Origin of the sequence: Pseudomonas rustica, from assembly GCF_018336155.1 — a bacterium.
GTDB classification, from domain to species: Bacteria; Pseudomonadota; Gammaproteobacteria; order Pseudomonadales; family Pseudomonadaceae; genus Aquipseudomonas; species Aquipseudomonas rustica.
In genome coordinates this window covers 73,331-90,518 of record NZ_JAGYHF010000010.1, presented here as the reverse complement: position 1 = coordinate 90,518, position 17,188 = coordinate 73,331, and the positions used below count along the sequence as shown (strand labels likewise).

General features: G+C 58.7%; 15 protein-coding genes. 2 read left to right on the top strand and 13 right to left on the bottom strand.

The genetic code is table 11. The features are described 5' to 3' along the window. Positions 1 to 2: 2 nt before the first annotated feature. The 6 genes from KFS80_RS19760 to galE form a co-directional block, all read right to left on the bottom strand. Positions 3 to 2,081, bottom strand: coding sequence for a YjbH domain-containing protein (locus tag KFS80_RS19760; protein ID WP_053122006.1), 2,079 nt, complete (start codon positions 2,079 to 2,081; stop codon positions 3 to 5). Further along, positions 2,078 to 2,839: a capsule biosynthesis GfcC family protein gene (locus KFS80_RS19755; RefSeq protein ID WP_159815504.1), complete on the bottom strand. Its 762-nt coding sequence runs from the start codon at positions 2,837 to 2,839 to the stop codon at positions 2,078 to 2,080. The genes KFS80_RS19760 and KFS80_RS19755 overlap by 4 nt, the downstream gene beginning before the upstream one ends. Then, positions 2,836 to 3,501, bottom strand: a complete 666-nt coding sequence (locus KFS80_RS19750) for a YjbF family lipoprotein (protein ID WP_159815505.1) — start codon at positions 3,499 to 3,501, stop codon at positions 2,836 to 2,838. The genes KFS80_RS19755 and KFS80_RS19750 overlap by 4 nt, the downstream gene beginning before the upstream one ends. Before the next feature lie 12 nt (positions 3,502 to 3,513). Then, positions 3,514 to 4,629 carry a polysaccharide biosynthesis/export family protein gene (locus KFS80_RS19745; RefSeq protein WP_212545648.1) on the bottom strand — a complete coding sequence of 372 codons (1,116 nt, stop codon included), beginning with the start codon at positions 4,627 to 4,629 and terminating at the stop codon, positions 3,514 to 3,516. Between the two features lie 90 nt (positions 4,630 to 4,719). Then, entirely contained in the window at positions 4,720 to 4,956 is a 237-nt protein-coding gene (locus KFS80_RS19740; RefSeq protein ID WP_007910552.1) for a hypothetical protein, read from the bottom strand. Between the two features lie 233 nt (positions 4,957 to 5,189). Then, positions 5,190 to 6,206 carry a UDP-glucose 4-epimerase GalE gene (gene galE / locus KFS80_RS19735; RefSeq protein ID WP_212545647.1) on the bottom strand — a complete coding sequence of 339 codons (1,017 nt, stop codon included), beginning with the start codon at positions 6,204 to 6,206 and terminating at the stop codon, positions 5,190 to 5,192. Between the two features lie 389 nt (positions 6,207 to 6,595). Here galE and galU point away from each other — a divergent pair, with 389 nt between their 5' ends. Together galU and KFS80_RS19725 are read left to right on the top strand one after the other, a co-directional pair. After that, the gene (galU, locus tag KFS80_RS19730) at positions 6,596 to 7,429 is read left to right on the top strand and encodes a UTP--glucose-1-phosphate uridylyltransferase GalU (RefSeq protein WP_042560129.1); all 834 of its coding nucleotides are present in this window, start codon (positions 6,596 to 6,598) and stop codon (positions 7,427 to 7,429) included. 35 nt (positions 7,430 to 7,464) lie between these two features. Next, the gene (locus tag KFS80_RS19725; protein ID WP_212545646.1) at positions 7,465 to 7,875 is read left to right on the top strand and encodes a mannose-1-phosphate guanylyltransferase; all 411 of its coding nucleotides are present in this window, start codon (positions 7,465 to 7,467) and stop codon (positions 7,873 to 7,875) included. Positions 7,876 to 7,986: 111 nt separating this feature from the next. Here KFS80_RS19725 and KFS80_RS19720 read toward each other — a convergent pair whose 3' ends face one another. From KFS80_RS19720 to KFS80_RS19690, 7 genes are all read right to left on the bottom strand, one after another. Further along, the gene (locus KFS80_RS19720) at positions 7,987 to 9,117 is read right to left on the bottom strand and encodes an SGNH/GDSL hydrolase family protein (RefSeq protein WP_212545645.1); all 1,131 of its coding nucleotides are present in this window, start codon (positions 9,115 to 9,117) and stop codon (positions 7,987 to 7,989) included. A 207-nt stretch (positions 9,118 to 9,324) separates the two neighbouring features. Next, positions 9,325 to 10,371 carry an acyltransferase family protein gene (locus KFS80_RS19715; RefSeq protein ID WP_212545644.1) on the bottom strand — a complete coding sequence of 349 codons (1,047 nt, stop codon included), beginning with the start codon at positions 10,369 to 10,371 and terminating at the stop codon, positions 9,325 to 9,327. Between the two features lie 12 nt (positions 10,372 to 10,383). Then, a complete protein-coding gene (locus tag KFS80_RS19710) occupies positions 10,384 to 11,487 on the bottom strand; it encodes a hypothetical protein (RefSeq protein ID WP_053122025.1) in 1,104 nt (367 codons plus the stop codon). Next, the gene (locus KFS80_RS19705; protein WP_212545643.1) at positions 11,478 to 12,710 is read right to left on the bottom strand and encodes an MATE family efflux transporter; all 1,233 of its coding nucleotides are present in this window, start codon (positions 12,708 to 12,710) and stop codon (positions 11,478 to 11,480) included. Before KFS80_RS19705 ends, KFS80_RS19710 begins: the two co-directional genes overlap by 10 nt. After that, positions 12,707 to 13,819, bottom strand: coding sequence for a polysaccharide pyruvyl transferase family protein (locus KFS80_RS19700; protein ID WP_212545642.1), 1,113 nt, complete (start codon positions 13,817 to 13,819; stop codon positions 12,707 to 12,709). The genes KFS80_RS19705 and KFS80_RS19700 overlap by 4 nt, the downstream gene beginning before the upstream one ends. A gap of 15 nt (positions 13,820 to 13,834) precedes the next feature. Further along, positions 13,835 to 14,917: a glycosyltransferase family 4 protein gene (locus KFS80_RS19695; protein ID WP_053122031.1), complete on the bottom strand. Its 1,083-nt coding sequence runs from the start codon at positions 14,915 to 14,917 to the stop codon at positions 13,835 to 13,837. Positions 14,918 to 14,957: 40 nt separating this feature from the next. Next, the gene (locus KFS80_RS19690) at positions 14,958 to 17,186 is read right to left on the bottom strand and encodes a polysaccharide biosynthesis tyrosine autokinase (RefSeq protein ID WP_212545641.1); all 2,229 of its coding nucleotides are present in this window, start codon (positions 17,184 to 17,186) and stop codon (positions 14,958 to 14,960) included. Between the last annotated feature and the right edge of the window lie 2 nt (positions 17,187 to 17,188).

The following is a 17,188-nucleotide window of genomic DNA, read 5'->3' as shown; positions in this document are numbered from 1 at the left end:
GGTTACTCGGTGATTTTCTCGAAGTTGCGATAGAACATGTCCCCTTCCCGGCTATCCGTCATCGAGTGCAGCTGGAAGCTGCGGCTCAGTCTGGCGCCACCGTCTCGGGTCAACGGGGCCCACACCAGGTTGGCGCGGCGCATGGTCGACATGCTCATCATTTCGTCGAACGGGATCGACAGGTACAGGCCTTTGTCGAAGCTACCTTCACCGTATTCCGCGCTGTTGGCCGTGGTGATCGTCGCCCACGCACCAAAGCGCACGCCGTTGAAAAACTCGCGAGAGATATCCACCGTACCGCCCCAATCCCCCGCCAGATAACGACCGACACTGACGGCTGCTAACGTATCAAACGGCAGATCCGTGTAGCCGGTGATATGCCCGGTCACCACCGAGTAATCACGCAAACCCAAACCCTGATCAAAATCACGCTGGCGCACCCAGTTCAGATCCGCGCCCACCGACCAGCGTTCACCGGTCGGGCGGAATAACACCTCCCCGCCCACACCGGCAAACATCGACTCCAGATAACCGCCGTACACCATGCCGTAGAGGTCTTTATCCAACTGCTCGGCGTGGCTGACCTGGAACAGCGGCATGGTCACATCGGAGGTGGTCAGGTACTGGCGCAAATCCGTGCGCACACGCGGTAATCCGCTCGGTGCGTCGTAGGTGAATTTGTCGAAGTTGTTCGCCAGATTGGCGCTGAGCAGACCGCTCCACCAAGTGTTGCGATTGAAGCGGTATTCCGCATCCGCATCGGCACTGAATTGATAGAGCAAACCATCCGGGCCGCCGACGTTCTGTTTGAAGCCCAGACCGACGCCGTAACTGAAATGCTGCGGCGCTTCGGTGTAGAGGGTTTTCTCGTTGTGTGGCATCGCTGGGTTGATCTCGGTGGTGCGGTGCAGCGACTGCAGCGGTTCCTCGTTGTTGATCACTTCGCGGAAGGTCTGGCGCGGCACGCTGGTTTCTTCCAGGGGCAGGTCGTAGCGTTTGTTGACCACGGTAAACCAGTCGATATCGTCGTTGACGCTGTTATCGAGAATCCGGCTTGCACGCCCGACTGCCTTGGACGAATGGAAGTAACGCTGCTGTTCGCCATACACGATCAGCTCGGAATCGCGCTGGGCAATGCGCTCGACTTTGTAGCCGGCATTCTGCTGCAAGCGCTGCGAGACGTTGGCCCAGTCAACCTGCTCCATCGACGTGGTCGGTGCCTTCGCCGGCAGCGGTTCCGGGGTCGGGTCGTAGGTCTTCGCCGGCGCTTTGCGGCTGACGAAATTGGTGTGAAAAGTCACGCCAAACATCGCCGTATTACCGCGCTCCCACGCCGCGCTGAGGTCGATCGAATCAGTGACTTTGAACACTGCGCCGAGGTTGATCGGCGAGTCCTGTTTGATCTCGTTGTCCTTCGGCTCGTTCTTGTAATCGTTGCCTTCGTATTCGAGCTTCAGACTGAGGCGATCCCACGGCGTCTGATAGCTCACACCGCCGAACAGCGAAGGCCGACCACGAAAGTACGAACCCGCGTTGACGTCACCGGTGCCTTCGGTTTCCGGACGGGTTTTGAAGCGATCACTGGCGAAGCCCAACGGGTTGTCGAAGTCGCCGCGATTACCGATGTAACCCCAGGCGATGCCGGCGCTGAAATCAAAATTGTCGAAGCGTTTGTTGGCGACGAAAAACTCACTGGAGAACAAACCGGTACCGCCGATATCCCGGAAGCCCAACGCCACTTCCGGCGCCCAGTGGCTCTCCTGCCACAGCCGGACTTTGGCGTCGACCGCCTTATCCTTATAGCTTTGGCTGCCGCTGAGGGCCTCAGAGCCGTACGGCCGGTTGGTGATCGCGGTATAGCGAAACGAGCCTTCGAGCCAGTCCAGCGGCTGCAACGAAACGCTGTAGCGGCTGTACGGATCGGTGCGGTTGGCATTGACGCTCAACTCGCCGGCCGGGGCCATGCGTGCGGTCGGCGTCTGCCACAGACCGGCGCCGCCGAAGTCATTCTGGGTAATGCGCGGCTCTGCATGAGCCAGACCACAGGGCAATAACAACACAGCTGCAAAACGTAACTTCAACGAACCACCTCGGCCAGCTGCGTGGCAATAAATTCGGCCAACTGCTGATTCAGCTCAGGGATAGGCGGATCAAGATCATCATTTTTCAGCGGCACCAGAATCTTGCTGCCGGCCACGGGAAAGTGCCCGGACTCGCGATTCCAATGCGCAATACCGACGCGCTGCGAAGCGCCATTGGGCTGGATCAGCCACAGATAATCGGCCTCGGCATCGCTGGAAATCGCACAGCCTTGCAGGTACTCGCGAGCTTCCTGCAACGGCTGATACGGCAGGTGACACGGCGCGTCGACAGCACCGACCACTTCCACCTCATCGACGCGTGTCGGGTAGATCAGCCGATCGCCATCGTCGAGACGGATGTTGCGGGCGAAGCCGACTTCCAGCGCCACAGGATCGAGATCGGCAATCTGCCGCCCGGTCACCGGCATCTGCCGAACCTCGTCGGCAACACGCTGCGCCAGCGCCGCCCGGCTCGGTCTGTCGAAGAGCAACGCCATGCGCCGCAGCACATCGAGATCGAACAGCACGCCGACCTTCAGCCGCGTCTGCTGCTCGATCAGCGATTGGCGCAGCAAGCCGCCCGCCAGCCAATAACCTTCGGCATTCGGAACGGCAACGCTGATCACATCGAGCAAACGCCCACCCGCCGGCAACTCGACCGGGCCCGGGTTGGCGACATCGCCGCTGACAATGACGGCGGCCTGACTCGCACTGGCGATCAACAGCAAAAAAGCGGAAAAAACCCTCAGGCGCTTCACGGCAAATGCCTGCGATCAGGGGTCAGTTGCACGAGCTTCACACGCAGTTGCGAAGTGAGTTGCTGCTCGCTCTGCACGATGAAACCGTCACGCGGATCGACCCAATAACGGTTGGTCGCACTGAGACCAATGGCCGGCGCATCAATCTGCTCGTCGACACGCAGCACGGCGTAGTCCTTGTCCAGAATGGTCAGGGTTTCAGTGGCGCGGCGGGTGAAGCGACTGTTGACGATCACCCCCACTTCCTGGCCCTTGTAGAGATCGATCCAGCGCCGCGTGGTAAAACCATCCGGCACTTGATGCAGGCCTCGTTTGAACGGCGAGTTGTCAGCCAGGCGTGTGCCATCGAGATCGCCTTCCAGACCGAGGCCAATGCTGCGCACGGCGAGGCCATCGCGCAGCAACAACACTTGTTTGCCGGAAGCGACCCAGAATTGCAGATCCTCGCGCTCGCGCACCAGCGCCAAAACGCCGGAGCCGGACGGTGTGGTCAGTTTGAGTTGCGGGTAATTGACCCCGGCCACTTCGGCGGGCGTCACCTCGACTTCATCCGGGCCGACGACCGCGGCCTTCAAGTTGTTCAGCGACGCGCTCATCAGCGGGTTACAGCCGCACAGCAACGCGGCCGCCATCAGGCAGACGCCGATTTTCAATATTTTCACGAACGGGCGGCCTTATTTGCTGTTGTTGCTGTATTCGCTCCAGTTCTTCGCAGCGGAAGCGCCAGTGCCGACAATCGATGCCGACGGCACCAGTTGGCTGATCAGACGGTTCCAGCGAGTCACGTTGGCAGGGCCGACATACACAACGTCCTGAGGACGCACTTCGAAGTGCGAAGCGAGCGCCATGGCGGTCGGCGATTCGGCTTCGAGTTGATAGATTTTTGCCGGCTCGACATCGAGGTTTTCCACGCCGCGAATGACGTACACCGCGTTGCCGTTGGAGGTGGTCTGGCTCAAGCCGCCGACCGAACCGAGCACGTCGGAAAGGTTCATCGTCGCCGTCTTGAAGCTCAACGCGCGCGGCTGATTGACCTCGCCCATCACGTAAATGCGCTTGTTGTCGTTGTACGGCAGATACAGCTGATCGCCGCCCTTGAGGTAGACGTTCTGCAACTCGGAATCCGCTTGATTGAGCGAATCCAGATTGAGCGGATACACCCGGCCCTTGCGGTTGAGCAGCAGCCCGGACAAGTCGGCATTATTGGTGTCGATGCCGGCAGTGCCCAGCGCCTCGACCACGCTCAGCGGGTTGGTGGAAATCGCTTGTGGGCCAGCCTTGGTGACGGCACCGGTGACCACGACTTTCTGGCTGGCGAAACGCAACACCGCGACATCCACCTGCGGCTCGGCGATGAACGCCGACAGCCGTTGTTCGATGTCCGAGCGCAGTTGCTGGATAGTCCGGCCGGTGGCCTGAACTTCCTTGATAAACGGGTAGTAAAGCGTGCCATCGGAGCGCACCAGGCGGCCGTTGGCATCGATCTGTTGTTGCGCGCCGGACGGTGCGGTCAGTTCCGGGTGATCCCACACGGTGATGTACAGCACGTCGTTGTTGCCGATGCGGTATTCCGCGGACGTCGCCAACAACTCTGCCGGCAGCGACTCACGTTTCTGCGTGGCGCGGTTCATGGCAATCAGCTTGGGCGTGATCGGAATCAGCTCGACCCGGCTGCTTTCACTGGCACCCTGACGCGTAATGTCCTGGGTGCTCAGGTATTGACCGGGGGAAAACATGCAACCTTGCAAAGCGAGACTTGCCAACATTAAAAGATAAACACTACGAGTCATAATGGCACTACGCTATTCAAGGGCGAATCCAAAAACAAAGTCACCCGACTCACGTCGGGCGACCTTGTACTGCACTAACAGAACTTCCTGTTAGTTATGCGTGCCGGTTGTACCGGTGGTACCCGTTGTACCGGTGGTACCGCCGTTGGCACTGCCACCGCTGTTAGACGCCGCGACTGCACTGGCGACCATTGCAGTACTGGCTGCCGGCGCTTGAGAAGCCGCCACGTTGCCACCTACATTGGTCACCGCAGTTAGCGGTGCTTCAGCGGCGGCAGCCCAGTTGCTCAACATCGTCAACAGGGCAACTGCCATCACTTTTTTCATAACAACTCCTTTCTAACATTCAGCCTGTTAAAAAACCGGCGTGTGTTAGAGGTGGTAGCGTTCAAGCCCGCAAATAGCGCGAACAAGATCCGTTGTTCTTTCACAGTCTTACCCAACTGATAAAAGTCGAACGGCAGGTTTATATCTACGGACTTGCAAAAGGCATTGCCAGTGTAATTTCCCGACGGAATCTAACAACCTGACTGAAAATAACATTGGACTTTAAATGGCCATCATTCCAAGTAACCATTGGGATGCATGGATTGCCAGCGCCAGGTGTCGGTGACCATGTCCTGCAAACTGCGCGTGGCTTTCCAGCCAAGTTCTTTGGCAGCCTTGGAGGCGTCGGCCCAACTCTCGGCAATATCGCCGGAACGACGCGGCATCATCCGGTATGGCACCGGTTGCCCGCAGGCCTGTTCGAAGGCATGGAGCACTTGCAGGACGCTGTAGCCGTCGCCGGTGCCGAGGTTCCAGGTGTGAATGCCAGTGCGTCCGGCAATCGATTGCAGCGCCTTCAGATGGCCGTCCGCCAAGTCGACCACATGGATGTAATCGCGCACCCCGGTGCCATCGATCGTCGGGTAGTCGTTACCGAAAATCGACAGCTCTTGAAGGCTGCCGACCGCGACCTGACTGATGTAAGGCACCAGATTGTTGGGGATACCGTTGGGGTCTTCGCCCATCTGCCCGCTGTCGTGGGCACCGATCGGGTTGAAGTAGCGCAGCAAAGCGATGCTCCAGCGCGGTTCGGCCTGGCTGAGGTCGCGCAACACGTTCTCGACGATCAGTTTGGACTGGCCGTAGGGATTGGTCGGATTGCCGGTAGGAAAATCTTCGCGAATGGGCATCTGCTCGGGTTCGCCGTACACCGTGGCGGACGAGCTGAACACCAGACGAAACACCCCCGCCGCCGCCATTGCCTGACACAGCGTGATGCTGCCGCTGACGTTGGTTTCGTAATACTCCAGCGGCTTGCGCACGCTTTCGCCCACGGCCTTGAGACCGGCGAAATGCAGCACGGCCTCAATGTTGTGTTCGCGGAAAATCCGGTCGAGCAAGGCCCGATCACAGACATCGCCGCGAATCATCCAGGCACTCTTGCCGCAGATGGCTTCTACGGCATGCAACGCCGCATCGCTGCTGTTGCAAAGATTATCCAGCACAACAACTTCATAACCTGCTTCCAGCAACGCAAGTGTGGTATGCGAACCGATATAGCCGGCACCGCCGGTCACGAGAATCTTCATGGCGCGATCCGTCATTTGATAAATGCCAAGTAGCGTGTCAAGCCCGACTGCATGGATATGTGTCGCAATCCACACAAACGAACGACAACAACCGAAAACAAAACTAGTTCAATGACTGGCAATAAATATTTTTGCAGGTCACACTGTATTGCCCGCTACTTATTAGCACTGCAAGTGCACGAATCACTATCAACAGATACCGACTAAAAATAACTAATCACGCACTCACCGACATCTCATAACATTGTCGGCTTTTATCCCCATGAACAATTGCCATTAATAACCTGACTCAGGTATTAAAGTAAGCCTTCAATCATCATTGAAACTTGCAGACCGAAGTAATGGCCTGCATGCGTCGCCTGTGTTCCATGACTGTCCAGGATACTTTTATGATTCGTAAATGTTTGTTCCCCGCTGCCGGCTACGGCACGCGTTTCTTGCCGGCCACCAAAGCCATGCCGAAAGAGATGCTGCCGATCGTCAACAAGCCGTTGATCGAATACGCCGTTGAAGAAGCACGGGACGCTGGCCTGCAACACATGGCCATCGTCACCGGCCGGGGCAAGCGTGCGCTGGAAGACCATTTCGATATCAGCTACGAACTTGAACATCAGATTCGCGGCACCGAGAAAGAGAAGTTTCTGGCCGGCACTCGCGAGCTGATCGACACCTGCACCTTCTCCTACACCCGTCAGGTGGAAATGAAGGGCCTCGGCCACGCGATCCTCAGCGGTCGCCCGTTGATTGGCGACGAGCCATTCGCCGTGGTACTGGCCGACGACCTGTGCCTGAACCTTGAAGGCGACGGCGTGCTGACGCAGATGATTCAGCTGTACAAGAAATTCCGCTGCTCGATCGTCGCGATTCAGGAAGTCCCGGCCGACCAGACCCACAAGTACGGCGTCATCGCCGGCGAGCTGATTTCCGACGGCATCTACCGCGTCAACAACATGGTGGAAAAACCGGCGCCGCAAGACGCACCGTCGAACCTGGCGATCATCGGTCGCTACATCCTCACGCCGGACATTTTCGACCTGATCGCCGACACCCAACCGGGCAAGGGCGGCGAAATCCAGATCACCGACGCGTTGATGAAACAGGCGCAGAACGGCTGCGTGCTGGCTTACAAATTCAAGGGCCTGCGCTTCGACTGCGGCGACGCCGAGGGTTACTTGCAGGCGACCAATTTCTGCTACGAAAACGTCTACCTCAAGGGCCGCTGAGACGGCTCCCTCCTTTTCATTTCAGGCAGGCCACCATGAACATTGCACAACATTCCGTAGAGATTGAACGCGAGGTGGGCAACCTCGGGGTGATGAGTTGGTTGTCACGCCATCAGCCGTTGCCCAGCGCCAACGAAACCTGGCTGGGCACGATTTTGCTGGTGGAGCGGATTGGCGTGTTCCCGGCGTCCGGGGATATTCGCCGGCCGCTGCGCGATCCGTATCCGCTGCTCGCGCATTTGAAAAAGCGCTATGGCGAGCAGGCGCTGGAGATGGATGACACTGATGGGCTGAAAGTGATCTTCAGCGACTGGCGCTTCCGCGTGCGGATTTGCTGCAACGACCCGGCGATCATCATCAACGTGGAAACCCGTTGTGATGCGCGGTTGATGCCGCAGAAGCTTGCGGAATTGCTCGAACAAGTCGACGCCTTCACGCAAGACTGACCTGATCGTTCCCACGCTCCGCGTGGGAATGCCGCCCGGGACGCTCCGCGTCCCTGCGCCGGATGACGCGGAGCGTCACAGGATGCATTCCCACGCAGAGCGTGGGAACGATCATTGTGGGGCGGCGGCGCAGCGATTGTTGGCGCCAGTGATCCAGCCGAAGAAGTAATCCGCAATCACCTTCCCGCCCGTTGCCGGCAGCGGATGAATCTTGTCCGGGCCGATCATCGCAGCAGCGTAGCGCTTCACGTCAGGGCCGAATGCACATTGCAGGTTGGCGTAACCCAACCGCTGCTCCCGCGCCCAAGGCTCAAGCACCTGCGCATACGCCGACATCGGATAAGCGCTCGAACGTGTGGTGTCCTGACGCATGATCAGGTTGATACTCGCCGCCGGTTGAATCTCGCGAAGCATGCCCACCAGACCTTGAACGTTCTGCAGATACTGCGCGGGTTTAACGCCAAACCCCTGATCATTGCCACCGAGCATAATCAGGTAAACATCGGCAGGGATCTTCGACACAGCGGCTTTCCACTGGGTCTGCCATTGCGCATCGTTGTGATAGAAGTCAGCGGATGCAGCGCCGGACGCTGCGAGTTTCGAGACGCGCACGCCGTTCTGATCGTTGCTCATCCACAGGCCGAACAGGGTTGGCGTGCCTTTGGTAACTTCCAGTTTGAATGACCAGTCTGCTGCTGCCGGAAGACCCGAGAGGGTTGCTTCCTGAACGCCAGAACCTGCCAACGTCATCGGCTGCCAATCTTCTGAGGCTGACCAGCGATAGCGGATCTCGGCAGGTTCGCCATTGCCCAGGTAAAGCAATTTAGCCTGAGTAACGGCGGTGTTGATCGCAGGTGTCGGGCTGGCGTCGACTTGCAGCCATGCACCTGGCCGGCCCTTCACCGTGCGGCTGTCCGGACTCGCCTGGCCCAGACCTGAAACCGTCCAGTCCCCGCCGAAGTATTTTTCACTGCTGCGGGTGTATTTGAAATGCGTGCCGCCCAGCGCAGCGCCGTGATTGAAGCCGACATAGCCAGGCCCGGCAAAACCTACTTCCCCGGCCACGCGCTGCACCAGTTTGTTCAGATAGAAATCCTGGCCGGCGCTGTAACTGTCGCCGATCACCGAGACCGACAACACCTTGCCGGCCTTGCCCTCACGCCACTGGGCAAAACGCTCACGCGCATCACCCACCTCAACCACCGACGCTGCAACGGGTTGAGCGTCATTCACTGCCAACATGCAAAATTTCCTTCCGTCCGTAAGGGCCCCTTCGCGAGCAAGCCCGCTCCCACACTGGATCGGCGTCATACCCAAATCCCCCTGTAGGAGCTGCGGCACGCTGCGATCTTTTGATCTTTAGAAGCAACAGCAAAAGATCGCAGCGTGCCGCAGCTCCTACAGGAGATCTCGATATCCACTGTGGGAGCGGGCCTGCTCGCGAAGCTTCTAGCTATTCTGAACCGGCACCACCGGGGCAATGACCGCCACAGGTTTCTTCACCGCCGCACGCTCACCAAGAAACAACACCGAGGTGAAATTAAACCGGCTGAACACCATCGACAACACCACCGGCCCCAGCAGCCCAACGCTCAACCCACCCAACACCAGCAGGCTCTCATCCTTCACACCCAACCGCCCCAGCACCACCCGCGACGTCGCCGCAAACAGCACATGAAACAGAAAAATCGCATACGAATACCCACCCAACCAGGTCAACGCCTTCGAGCGCATGCCACTCGACAACAACGCAAAGCAAGACACACACCCCACCGTCAAACCAATCAAGCTGCGGCGATCAACAATCAGCTCACGATCCAGCGCCGCCACATACAGCAACGTCAGCGAAATCAGCACAAACACCACCGGCCCGATCATCGCGAAACGTTGCTTCAGCGCCTCGACATTCTCCTGCCCGATCATCCCCGCAACAAAAAACGGCAGCAGGTAGATCGCACCGTTAATCCCGAACGCATCAAGCTTGAACGGCGGCAGCAAAAACAACAGCGCCGCAAACGCGAACAACCCATACAAGCGCGTCGCCGAACGCAGCATCCCGCGCCATTCCAACAACCCGACGAACATGAAAATGATGAACACCGCCTGCAAAAACCAGAAGTGGTTGATCGGCACCCAGAACGACAGCAACGCGTCGATCACGCCGACGTCCTTGTTCACTCCCGGCCCCACCGCTTGCAGCACCGAAAACGGCACACCGACGCAAAACAACGGCACGATCAGGCGCCGCACCTTGCCGCTGAAAAACGCGGAAAAGTCGTTGCCACGGATTTTGTAGATCGAATAGATATACCCGGAAATAAAGGTGAACAGCGGCATGCGCACGTACACCATCGAGTCGGCGATCACCCGGAACGGCGAGCCGATATCGATCTTCAACCCGCCGCCCAACGGCCCGATGACGTGGTAAAGCACCAGCAGCAGGCACGCCAGACCGCGCAGGGTTTCAATCTCCAGGGACTTTTTCTTGCTCGACATAAAGCACCTGCCTCAATTCAGAATTCTTGATTCAACCTGCACCGGTTTGTTCGCCCGCAGCATCAAGCCCAGCCCCACGAACAGCACCGGCACCACCATCGAAAAGTGCCGGGCGAAAGAGCCGAAGTCCGGCTCGAACAAACCCTGCACCAACAGAAACGCCAGCGGAATCGCGATCAGTTCCTTGGGTTTGGTCTGGATCGGCGCGCCTTTGTAATCGGTCGAAGTGATGACTTTGAACAGCAGCAGCGCGGTCATGATCATCAACGCCACGAAGATCACCTGCCCCGGCCCGGACAGCAGAATCAGCTCCACCGGGAACGACAAGCGGAAGAAGATGATCATCGAGTCCAGCGCTTGCGAAACGAAGTCGCTGCCGGTGAGCCACGAGACGATCAGCGACTTCGAGCCCTCCTCGCCCGCCGTGCGCAGTTCGTTGTTGCTGGCGCGAATCGACGACACCGGGAAGCCCAGCGCCAGCTGAATCGCCATGGCCACCGCGAGATAGAACAGGAACAACATCAGGAAGAAAGTCGTGCGTGATACGTACTTTTTCATCACGCAGACGCCGACCCACGACAGTGAAAACAGAATCCAGTAGGGCCGAATCAGCACGCCGTAAATCACTGCCGAGAGAAAGAATCCGCCACGATATTTGCGCGTCAGCGAGCTGAGCAAAATGCTCAACACCGCCACCGACACAATGATTTCCTTGGTCAGGTTCTCAAGGAAAAACGAGCGGACGATGCCCCACAGACACAGGGTGCCGAAGATCGCCAGCGGCATGCGCCGGAACACCACCACCGGTATCGCCGTGAGGAAAAAATTGCAGAACATGCCATAGGCCCAGGCATTGGTCAGGTTGATCCCGGTGGGCCGCAGCAGGAATGCCGAACACTCGTAGGACGAGCGATCCGGCGAGAACGGATTCCAGAAGTTGCAGTTGTCGGCGCGCGCGTAGGACGACCACAAGGTCATCGCATCCGGCCCCGGATCGCGAGGGATCAGCAGCGGCATGGCCACCGACAAAAACAGCCCGGTGAACAGAATCAGGAACGACACATACGAATCGAGTCGCTTGCCGCGAAACTCGATGCACGGCAGCTTCAGGCCCATGACACGGCAGCCTTTTTCGCAGCGGTCACGCGCGTCAAAACAGCAATAACGCCGAGCTGCACGATGATCGCGAAGACATTGCCCCACGCCGCGCCGTAAATCGAATAATGCTTGATCAACACATAGCTGACCGGCACCGAAACCAGCAGGCAGATCGCCGCGCTGGCAAGCGAGACACGGCTGTTTTTCGAGGCAATCAAACCGCCCCAGACGATGTCGCCAATCGCCCGCAAAGCGAAGGAAAAGATCAACACGCCAAGAATCGCATTGTCCGGACGCGGCACGTTGGTGGCGACGTAATCGAGCACCACGTTGAAGAACAGATAAATCGCCACCGCCACCGCCGCTGACACCACCAGCGAACGCATGACCCATTTATTGACGAACAACTGCTTGACCGTAAACGCCTGCTGATCGGCCTGAAACCGCTTGGCCAACACCGGAATGCCAACCACCGCGACCACCGCATACGACAAGGCTTGCAAGGTGTTCGCCGCCGACCACGCGTACACATATTTGCCGAGGCTGGCGTACGGCTCCAGATCGATGATCAGGAAACGCTCGGCGTACTGACTCAGCGCGATCAAACCGGTGCCGAGATAGAACGGCAACCCGGCCTTCCACACCGCACCCGTCGCCAGCGTCGAGCTCTCGCGGCCCTTGTGCACGTTCACTACGATCAAGTATCCGGCGACGATCACCAGCACATTCGCCGCGACCCACAACCACAACACACTGGCAATCCCCGACACCCAGCCGAGCATCATCCCGCCCACCGCCAACACCGCCCACAGACCGGTCTTGATGAAAAACAGCAGTGCGCCGGCCGTGGCTTTTTGTGCGGAAAACACGAACGAGTTGATCTCGAACGACAGGTGCTCGGTGAGCAAAACCAGGGTTACGCAGAGGATCAGCGTCGCCGTCGCTTCAACGGTCTGGAACAGTGAATAAATCAGCACCGTCACCACCGACAGCAGCAGTCCCACCGCCAGGTACAACAGCAAAACCTTGTCGACCACGCGGCGCGAACTTCCGCCGACGCTGATCAAGCGATTGATCTCGGAACTGAAACCGACGCTGTAAAACTTCGAGGCGATCAACGACGCGGCGACCACCACACCGTAAAAACCCAGCGCCTCATAACCGAGGTAATGGGTGATCGCCAACACCAGCAAAAACTTCGCGCCCAAAGCTCCGCCGCGAAGCAGCAGCCGAAATATCATCGAACGACACCCTTGATGATCTCGTCCATGGCCACGGTTTTCGCTTCGATTTCACGGCAGGTATCGGTCAGGCGCTGGCCGAAATTCGACAGCGCGTTCGGCGCGTAAACCGTGCTGATGATGGTGTCGACATCGATGTCGCCGCCATTGATCACCCAATCCTCGACACCCATGTCCTGATAGGCGCCGAAGCCTTTGCGCTCATAGCTGATGTGGTACGCCGGCACGCCGGAAAGCAGCGATTCGATCGCGCCGTGCAGACGTACGGAAATCACCAGATCGGGCTGGTATTTAGCGATGGTCGCCTTCAATGACAACAAGTCTTCAGTGATGCCGAGTTCTCGATAGAACGCACCGTCATCGTTGCCGCGAACAGCGCTCTGCACGGCGCAGACCACTTTGCTTTTTTGCTTCAGGCGTTGCAGCAGCAACTTCAGATTGGCCACGTAGGCGACCTTCTTGTCCTTGCTCCACTCCGGCGGTTTGCGCAGCACCACGCACACCGTGGCTGGCGACGCAGCGCAACGGGTGAACTTCGGTTGCTGGAGGATTTTGCTCGCCAGCGATTGCACCGCCAGATCCGGCGCGCGGTAGACGTTTTCGCAAGCGTCGAAAATCGCCGAGGAACGGTTGTCACGCACGAACACCGCATCAGCGTTGGCGTAATGCTCGACGATCTTGCTGCTCTCGCCATGGAACGGGCCGATGCTTTGCGGCAGGTACACCGACGGCACTTTGCTGAGGATCGCGGTCTCCAGTTGCTTGGCGTGGCCGAGCTTCAACTTGATGTGTTCGAAAGCGCTTTTCGAGCGCATGTAGCCGCCGCCAACGCCGACGATCAGATCGGTTTTCTGCAACAGATCCGCCAACCCGGCGTAGGACTGATTGAGAAACACCGCTTGCTTGACCCGGCCCAGACCCTTGGCCGCCATGACCGGCGCGTCGAAACGCGGGTGCGGCAGATAGCTGAAAGAATCCGGATCGGAGGCGACCACGCTGATCGCGGTGTCGTCGCCAAAGTTGCGCTGCACCAAGGCAATGGCCAGATCGACGAGCAGGCCGTCACCGGAGTTGGACGCACTGTAGCCATGCAAAATCGTTACGTTCATATGCTTGAGTTCTACTTAAAAAGTGGGAGCGCGATACAGGTCGTAGGTCTGGCGAATCATCAACGCGGCGCTGAAACGCTCGCGGACGATGCTGCGCCCTTCGCTGCCGAGATCGAGCAAGCGCGGCTTCTGGATTTGCGCCAACACATCGGCCAGCGCCTGGTGATCACCGGACGGAAACACGTAGCCCGACACGCCGTGCGTGACCAGCTCAGGCAGCGAGGTGCAATTGCTGGCGATCACCGGCAGCCCCATGGCCATGCCTTCCAGCGGCACCATGGCGAAGCCTTCCCAACGACTCGGGACGATCAACGCATCGGCTTTCTGGTACAGCGCCTGCACTTCGCTCGGCGTGACCCACGGCAGGTATTCAACCGAATCCATCGGCGGACACTCCACCGAATCCTCGTTGACCGCGCTGCCGACCACCGTCAGTTTCAGGTCGTTGCGCTGCACATTGGCGAAGGCCTTGAGCAGCACGTCGAAGCCTTTCTGGTAATCGAGACGGCCGACAAACAGCAGATGAATCGGCTCGGGACTCGCGGCTTTCGGCGCGTCGTCCTTGTGATGAATGCCGTTGTAGATCAGCTTCATGCGTTTGCGCTCGATGCCGAAGCGCGCGGCTTTATCGAGTTCGTACTGGCTGACGCAAATGATCACGTCGGTGACCTTTTGCAGCACGCGCTCGATCCACGCATAGACCTTCTGCTTGATTGGCGAGCTTTCCATCAGAAACGAAAACGCGTGCGGGCAGTAGACGATTTTCGGTTTGCGCCACGGACGCAACAGCACGCAGACGCAGCGGCCAATCACCCCGGAAAAGGTGCTGTGCAAATGCACCACATCGGGTTTTTCCTTGAGCAGCACTTGCGTCAGACGCCAGGCGAAACGCAGCAACGACGGCACATTGCGCCCGGTGCGCGGGAAGGTGCGGATCTGTTGCGCACCGATGCCGTGCAGTTCTTTGGCCTGATCCTCCGGCACCAGATACACCAACTCATAGTCGGCCGCATCGCCTTCCGGCGACGCCGAAATCGTCCGAATAACGGTTGCGACGCCACCTTTGATCGTCTCTGCCACGTGCAGTATTTTTTTCACAACTCACCCACTTCAAACAGGAAAGGACAATCGCCAAAACTCAGGATTTGTCGGACGCGTATTCGTAGTTGTAATAGCCGTAGCCGCCGTTGCCGTAGTAGCTCGCGGCACGCTTCTCGACGCCGTTGAACACCGCGCCTTTCAACTCGATACCGTTCTGCGCGAAGCGGCGGATGGTCAGCTCGATCTCTTTGGCCGGGTTCACCCCGAAGCGCGTGACGATCAGGCTGATGCCCGCTTCACGGCCGACAATCGCCGCATCGGTCACCGCCAGCAGCGGCGGCGTATCGATGATCACCACGTCGTACATCTCGCTGAGTTGCGCGAGCAATTCGCGGAAGTTCGCGTGCATCAACAGCTCGGACGGATTCGGTGGCACCTGCCCGCGACTGATGAAATGCAGGTTGTCGACTTCGACTTTGTTGATCGCCTGATCGATGCTGCAGCGCTTCACCAGCAGGTCGGACAAACCGTTGCTGATCGGTGTGTTGAGGGTTTTGTGCAGATGCCCTTTGCGCATGTCGGCATCGATCAGCACCACGCGCTGACCGCTCAAGGCCATGACTGCGGCGAGGTTGGACGAGACGAAGGTCTTGCCGACCTGCGGGCTCGGTCCGGAAATCATGATGCGGTTGTTGGTCGAATCGAGCCCGGCGAAGTGCAGGCAAGTGCGCAGGCTGCGGATCGACTCGATCGACAGATCGGTCGGATTACGCAGCGCCAACAGGTACGCCGGTTTGTCGACGCCATCGCGGGCGCGGCCCTTTTTGTTGTCCTCTTCCTGTTGCAGCGCGCTGTAGGGAATCGACGCGTACACCGGCAAACCGAGTTGCTCGATGGCTTCGGGGCCTTCCAGCCCACGGCTCAGGGATTTGCGCAGCAGCACCAGCGCGACACCGACGAAGGCGCCGAAGAATGTGGCGATCAGCACGATCAAGGCTTTCTTCGGTTTGACCGGGCTGGTCAGGTCAACGTCCGCCGTATCGACCAGACGCACGTTGCCCACCGCACCGGCGCGGACGATGTCCAGCTCCTGGGATTTGTTGAGCAACTGCGTGTAGATCTGCGAGGCGACTTCGACATCGCGGGTCAGGTTGAGCAGTTCTTGCTGGGTGGCCGGCAAGTCCTGGACTTTGCCTTCCAGCGACTTCTGCTGCTGGGTCAGCTCACCGATCTGGCTCATCAACGCGCGATAGGCCGGGTGCTGTTTGGTGAACTTGCGATCCATTTCCGCCTGCTGCATTTTCAGCTCGGAAATCCGCGTTTCCAGCGCCACGGACTGACCCAGCACCGATTGCGTTTCCAGGGAAATGTTCACGGTTTTGCCGTGGGTCTGATAGGCGTTGAGGGCATCGCTGGCCTTGGCCAGATCACGTTTGACCTGCGGCAACTGACTTTGCAGGAAGGCCAGACTCTGCGCCGCTTCCGCCGAGGTACGGCGTACGTTTTGCTCGACGTAGAGCGAGGCAATCTTGTTGAGAATCTTCACCGCTTCAGGCGCGTCGGCACTGGCGAGGGCCAGACGAATGATTCCCGACTCTTTGCCTTGTTCAGAGATATCCAGTGCATCCTGATAACCCTGAATCGTCACGATGCGCGGATTGCGCACCACTTCGAAACGCGTGCCGGGATTGGCCTGCAATTGAGTGATCAAGCCTTCCACGCCATCCTGCGCAAAGGCTTCGCCCATCGCGCCCTCGGCCAGCAGGTTGTCGTTGTCATCGAGCAACTGGAAGCGATGTTGTTCGCCAGCGATCAGCGTGAGTTTTTTGCCGAGCAGTTCTTTCGGCAGATTGAGCCGGGCAAACTCCAGCCGCTCACCGCCCCAGGCGTAGCTGTTCAGGCCGAAACGCGGCGCGGCGACGCTGCTGTCGGTTTCGCCGCGATAACGCCGGGCGAGAAAGCCGCCGATGAGCGGAAAGGTGTTGGGGCTGACGTCGATGTCCAGGCGCAGGTCGTCGACGGTTTTGCCGATCACTGCGCGGGATTTGATGATGCCGATCTCGGTCACCGACGGCGATTGGCCGCCGAGCATGCTGTTGAGGTCGGAAAAACCGAGCATGTCGTTCTTTTTCGGTTCGACCTGCACCAGCGCGTTCGCCGAATACACCGGCGTGGCCAAAACCGCATAGGCAATGCCGGTGACCATAAACGCGCCGGTGAGCGCGCCAATCAACCATTTCTGATCGATCAGGCTGCCAAAGATGCCGAGCAGATCAATGCTGTCTTGATCATTGTCACGGGTGCCGATTACGGACGGTAACTGCATAA

Excerpts from the sequence above, each read along its gene's own strand:
- KFS80_RS19745 (WP_212545648.1), bottom strand. The coding sequence starts at position 4,629 with ATGACTCGTAGTGTTTATCTTTTAATGTTGGCAAGTCTCGCTTTGCAA.
- KFS80_RS19740 (WP_007910552.1), bottom strand. The coding sequence starts at position 4,956 with ATGAAAAAAGTGATGGCAGTTGCCCTGTTGACGATGTTGAGCAACTGG.
- galE (WP_212545647.1), bottom strand. The coding sequence starts at position 6,206 with ATGAAGATTCTCGTGACCGGCGGTGCCGGCTATATCGGTTCGCATACC.
- galU (WP_042560129.1), top strand. The coding sequence starts at position 6,596 with ATGATTCGTAAATGTTTGTTCCCCGCTGCCGGCTACGGCACGCGTTTC.
- KFS80_RS19725 (WP_212545646.1), top strand. The coding sequence starts at position 7,465 with ATGAACATTGCACAACATTCCGTAGAGATTGAACGCGAGGTGGGCAAC.
- KFS80_RS19720 (WP_212545645.1), bottom strand. The coding sequence starts at position 9,117 with ATGTTGGCAGTGAATGACGCTCAACCCGTTGCAGCGTCGGTGGTTGAG.
- KFS80_RS19715 (WP_212545644.1), bottom strand. The coding sequence starts at position 10,371 with ATGTCGAGCAAGAAAAAGTCCCTGGAGATTGAAACCCTGCGCGGTCTG.
- KFS80_RS19710 (WP_053122025.1), bottom strand. The coding sequence starts at position 11,487 with ATGGGCCTGAAGCTGCCGTGCATCGAGTTTCGCGGCAAGCGACTCGAT.
- KFS80_RS19705 (WP_212545643.1), bottom strand. The coding sequence starts at position 12,710 with ATGATATTTCGGCTGCTGCTTCGCGGCGGAGCTTTGGGCGCGAAGTTT.
- KFS80_RS19700 (WP_212545642.1), bottom strand. The coding sequence starts at position 13,819 with ATGAACGTAACGATTTTGCATGGCTACAGTGCGTCCAACTCCGGTGAC.
- KFS80_RS19690 (WP_212545641.1), bottom strand. The coding sequence starts at position 17,186 with ATGCAGTTACCGTCCGTAATCGGCACCCGTGACAATGATCAAGACAGC.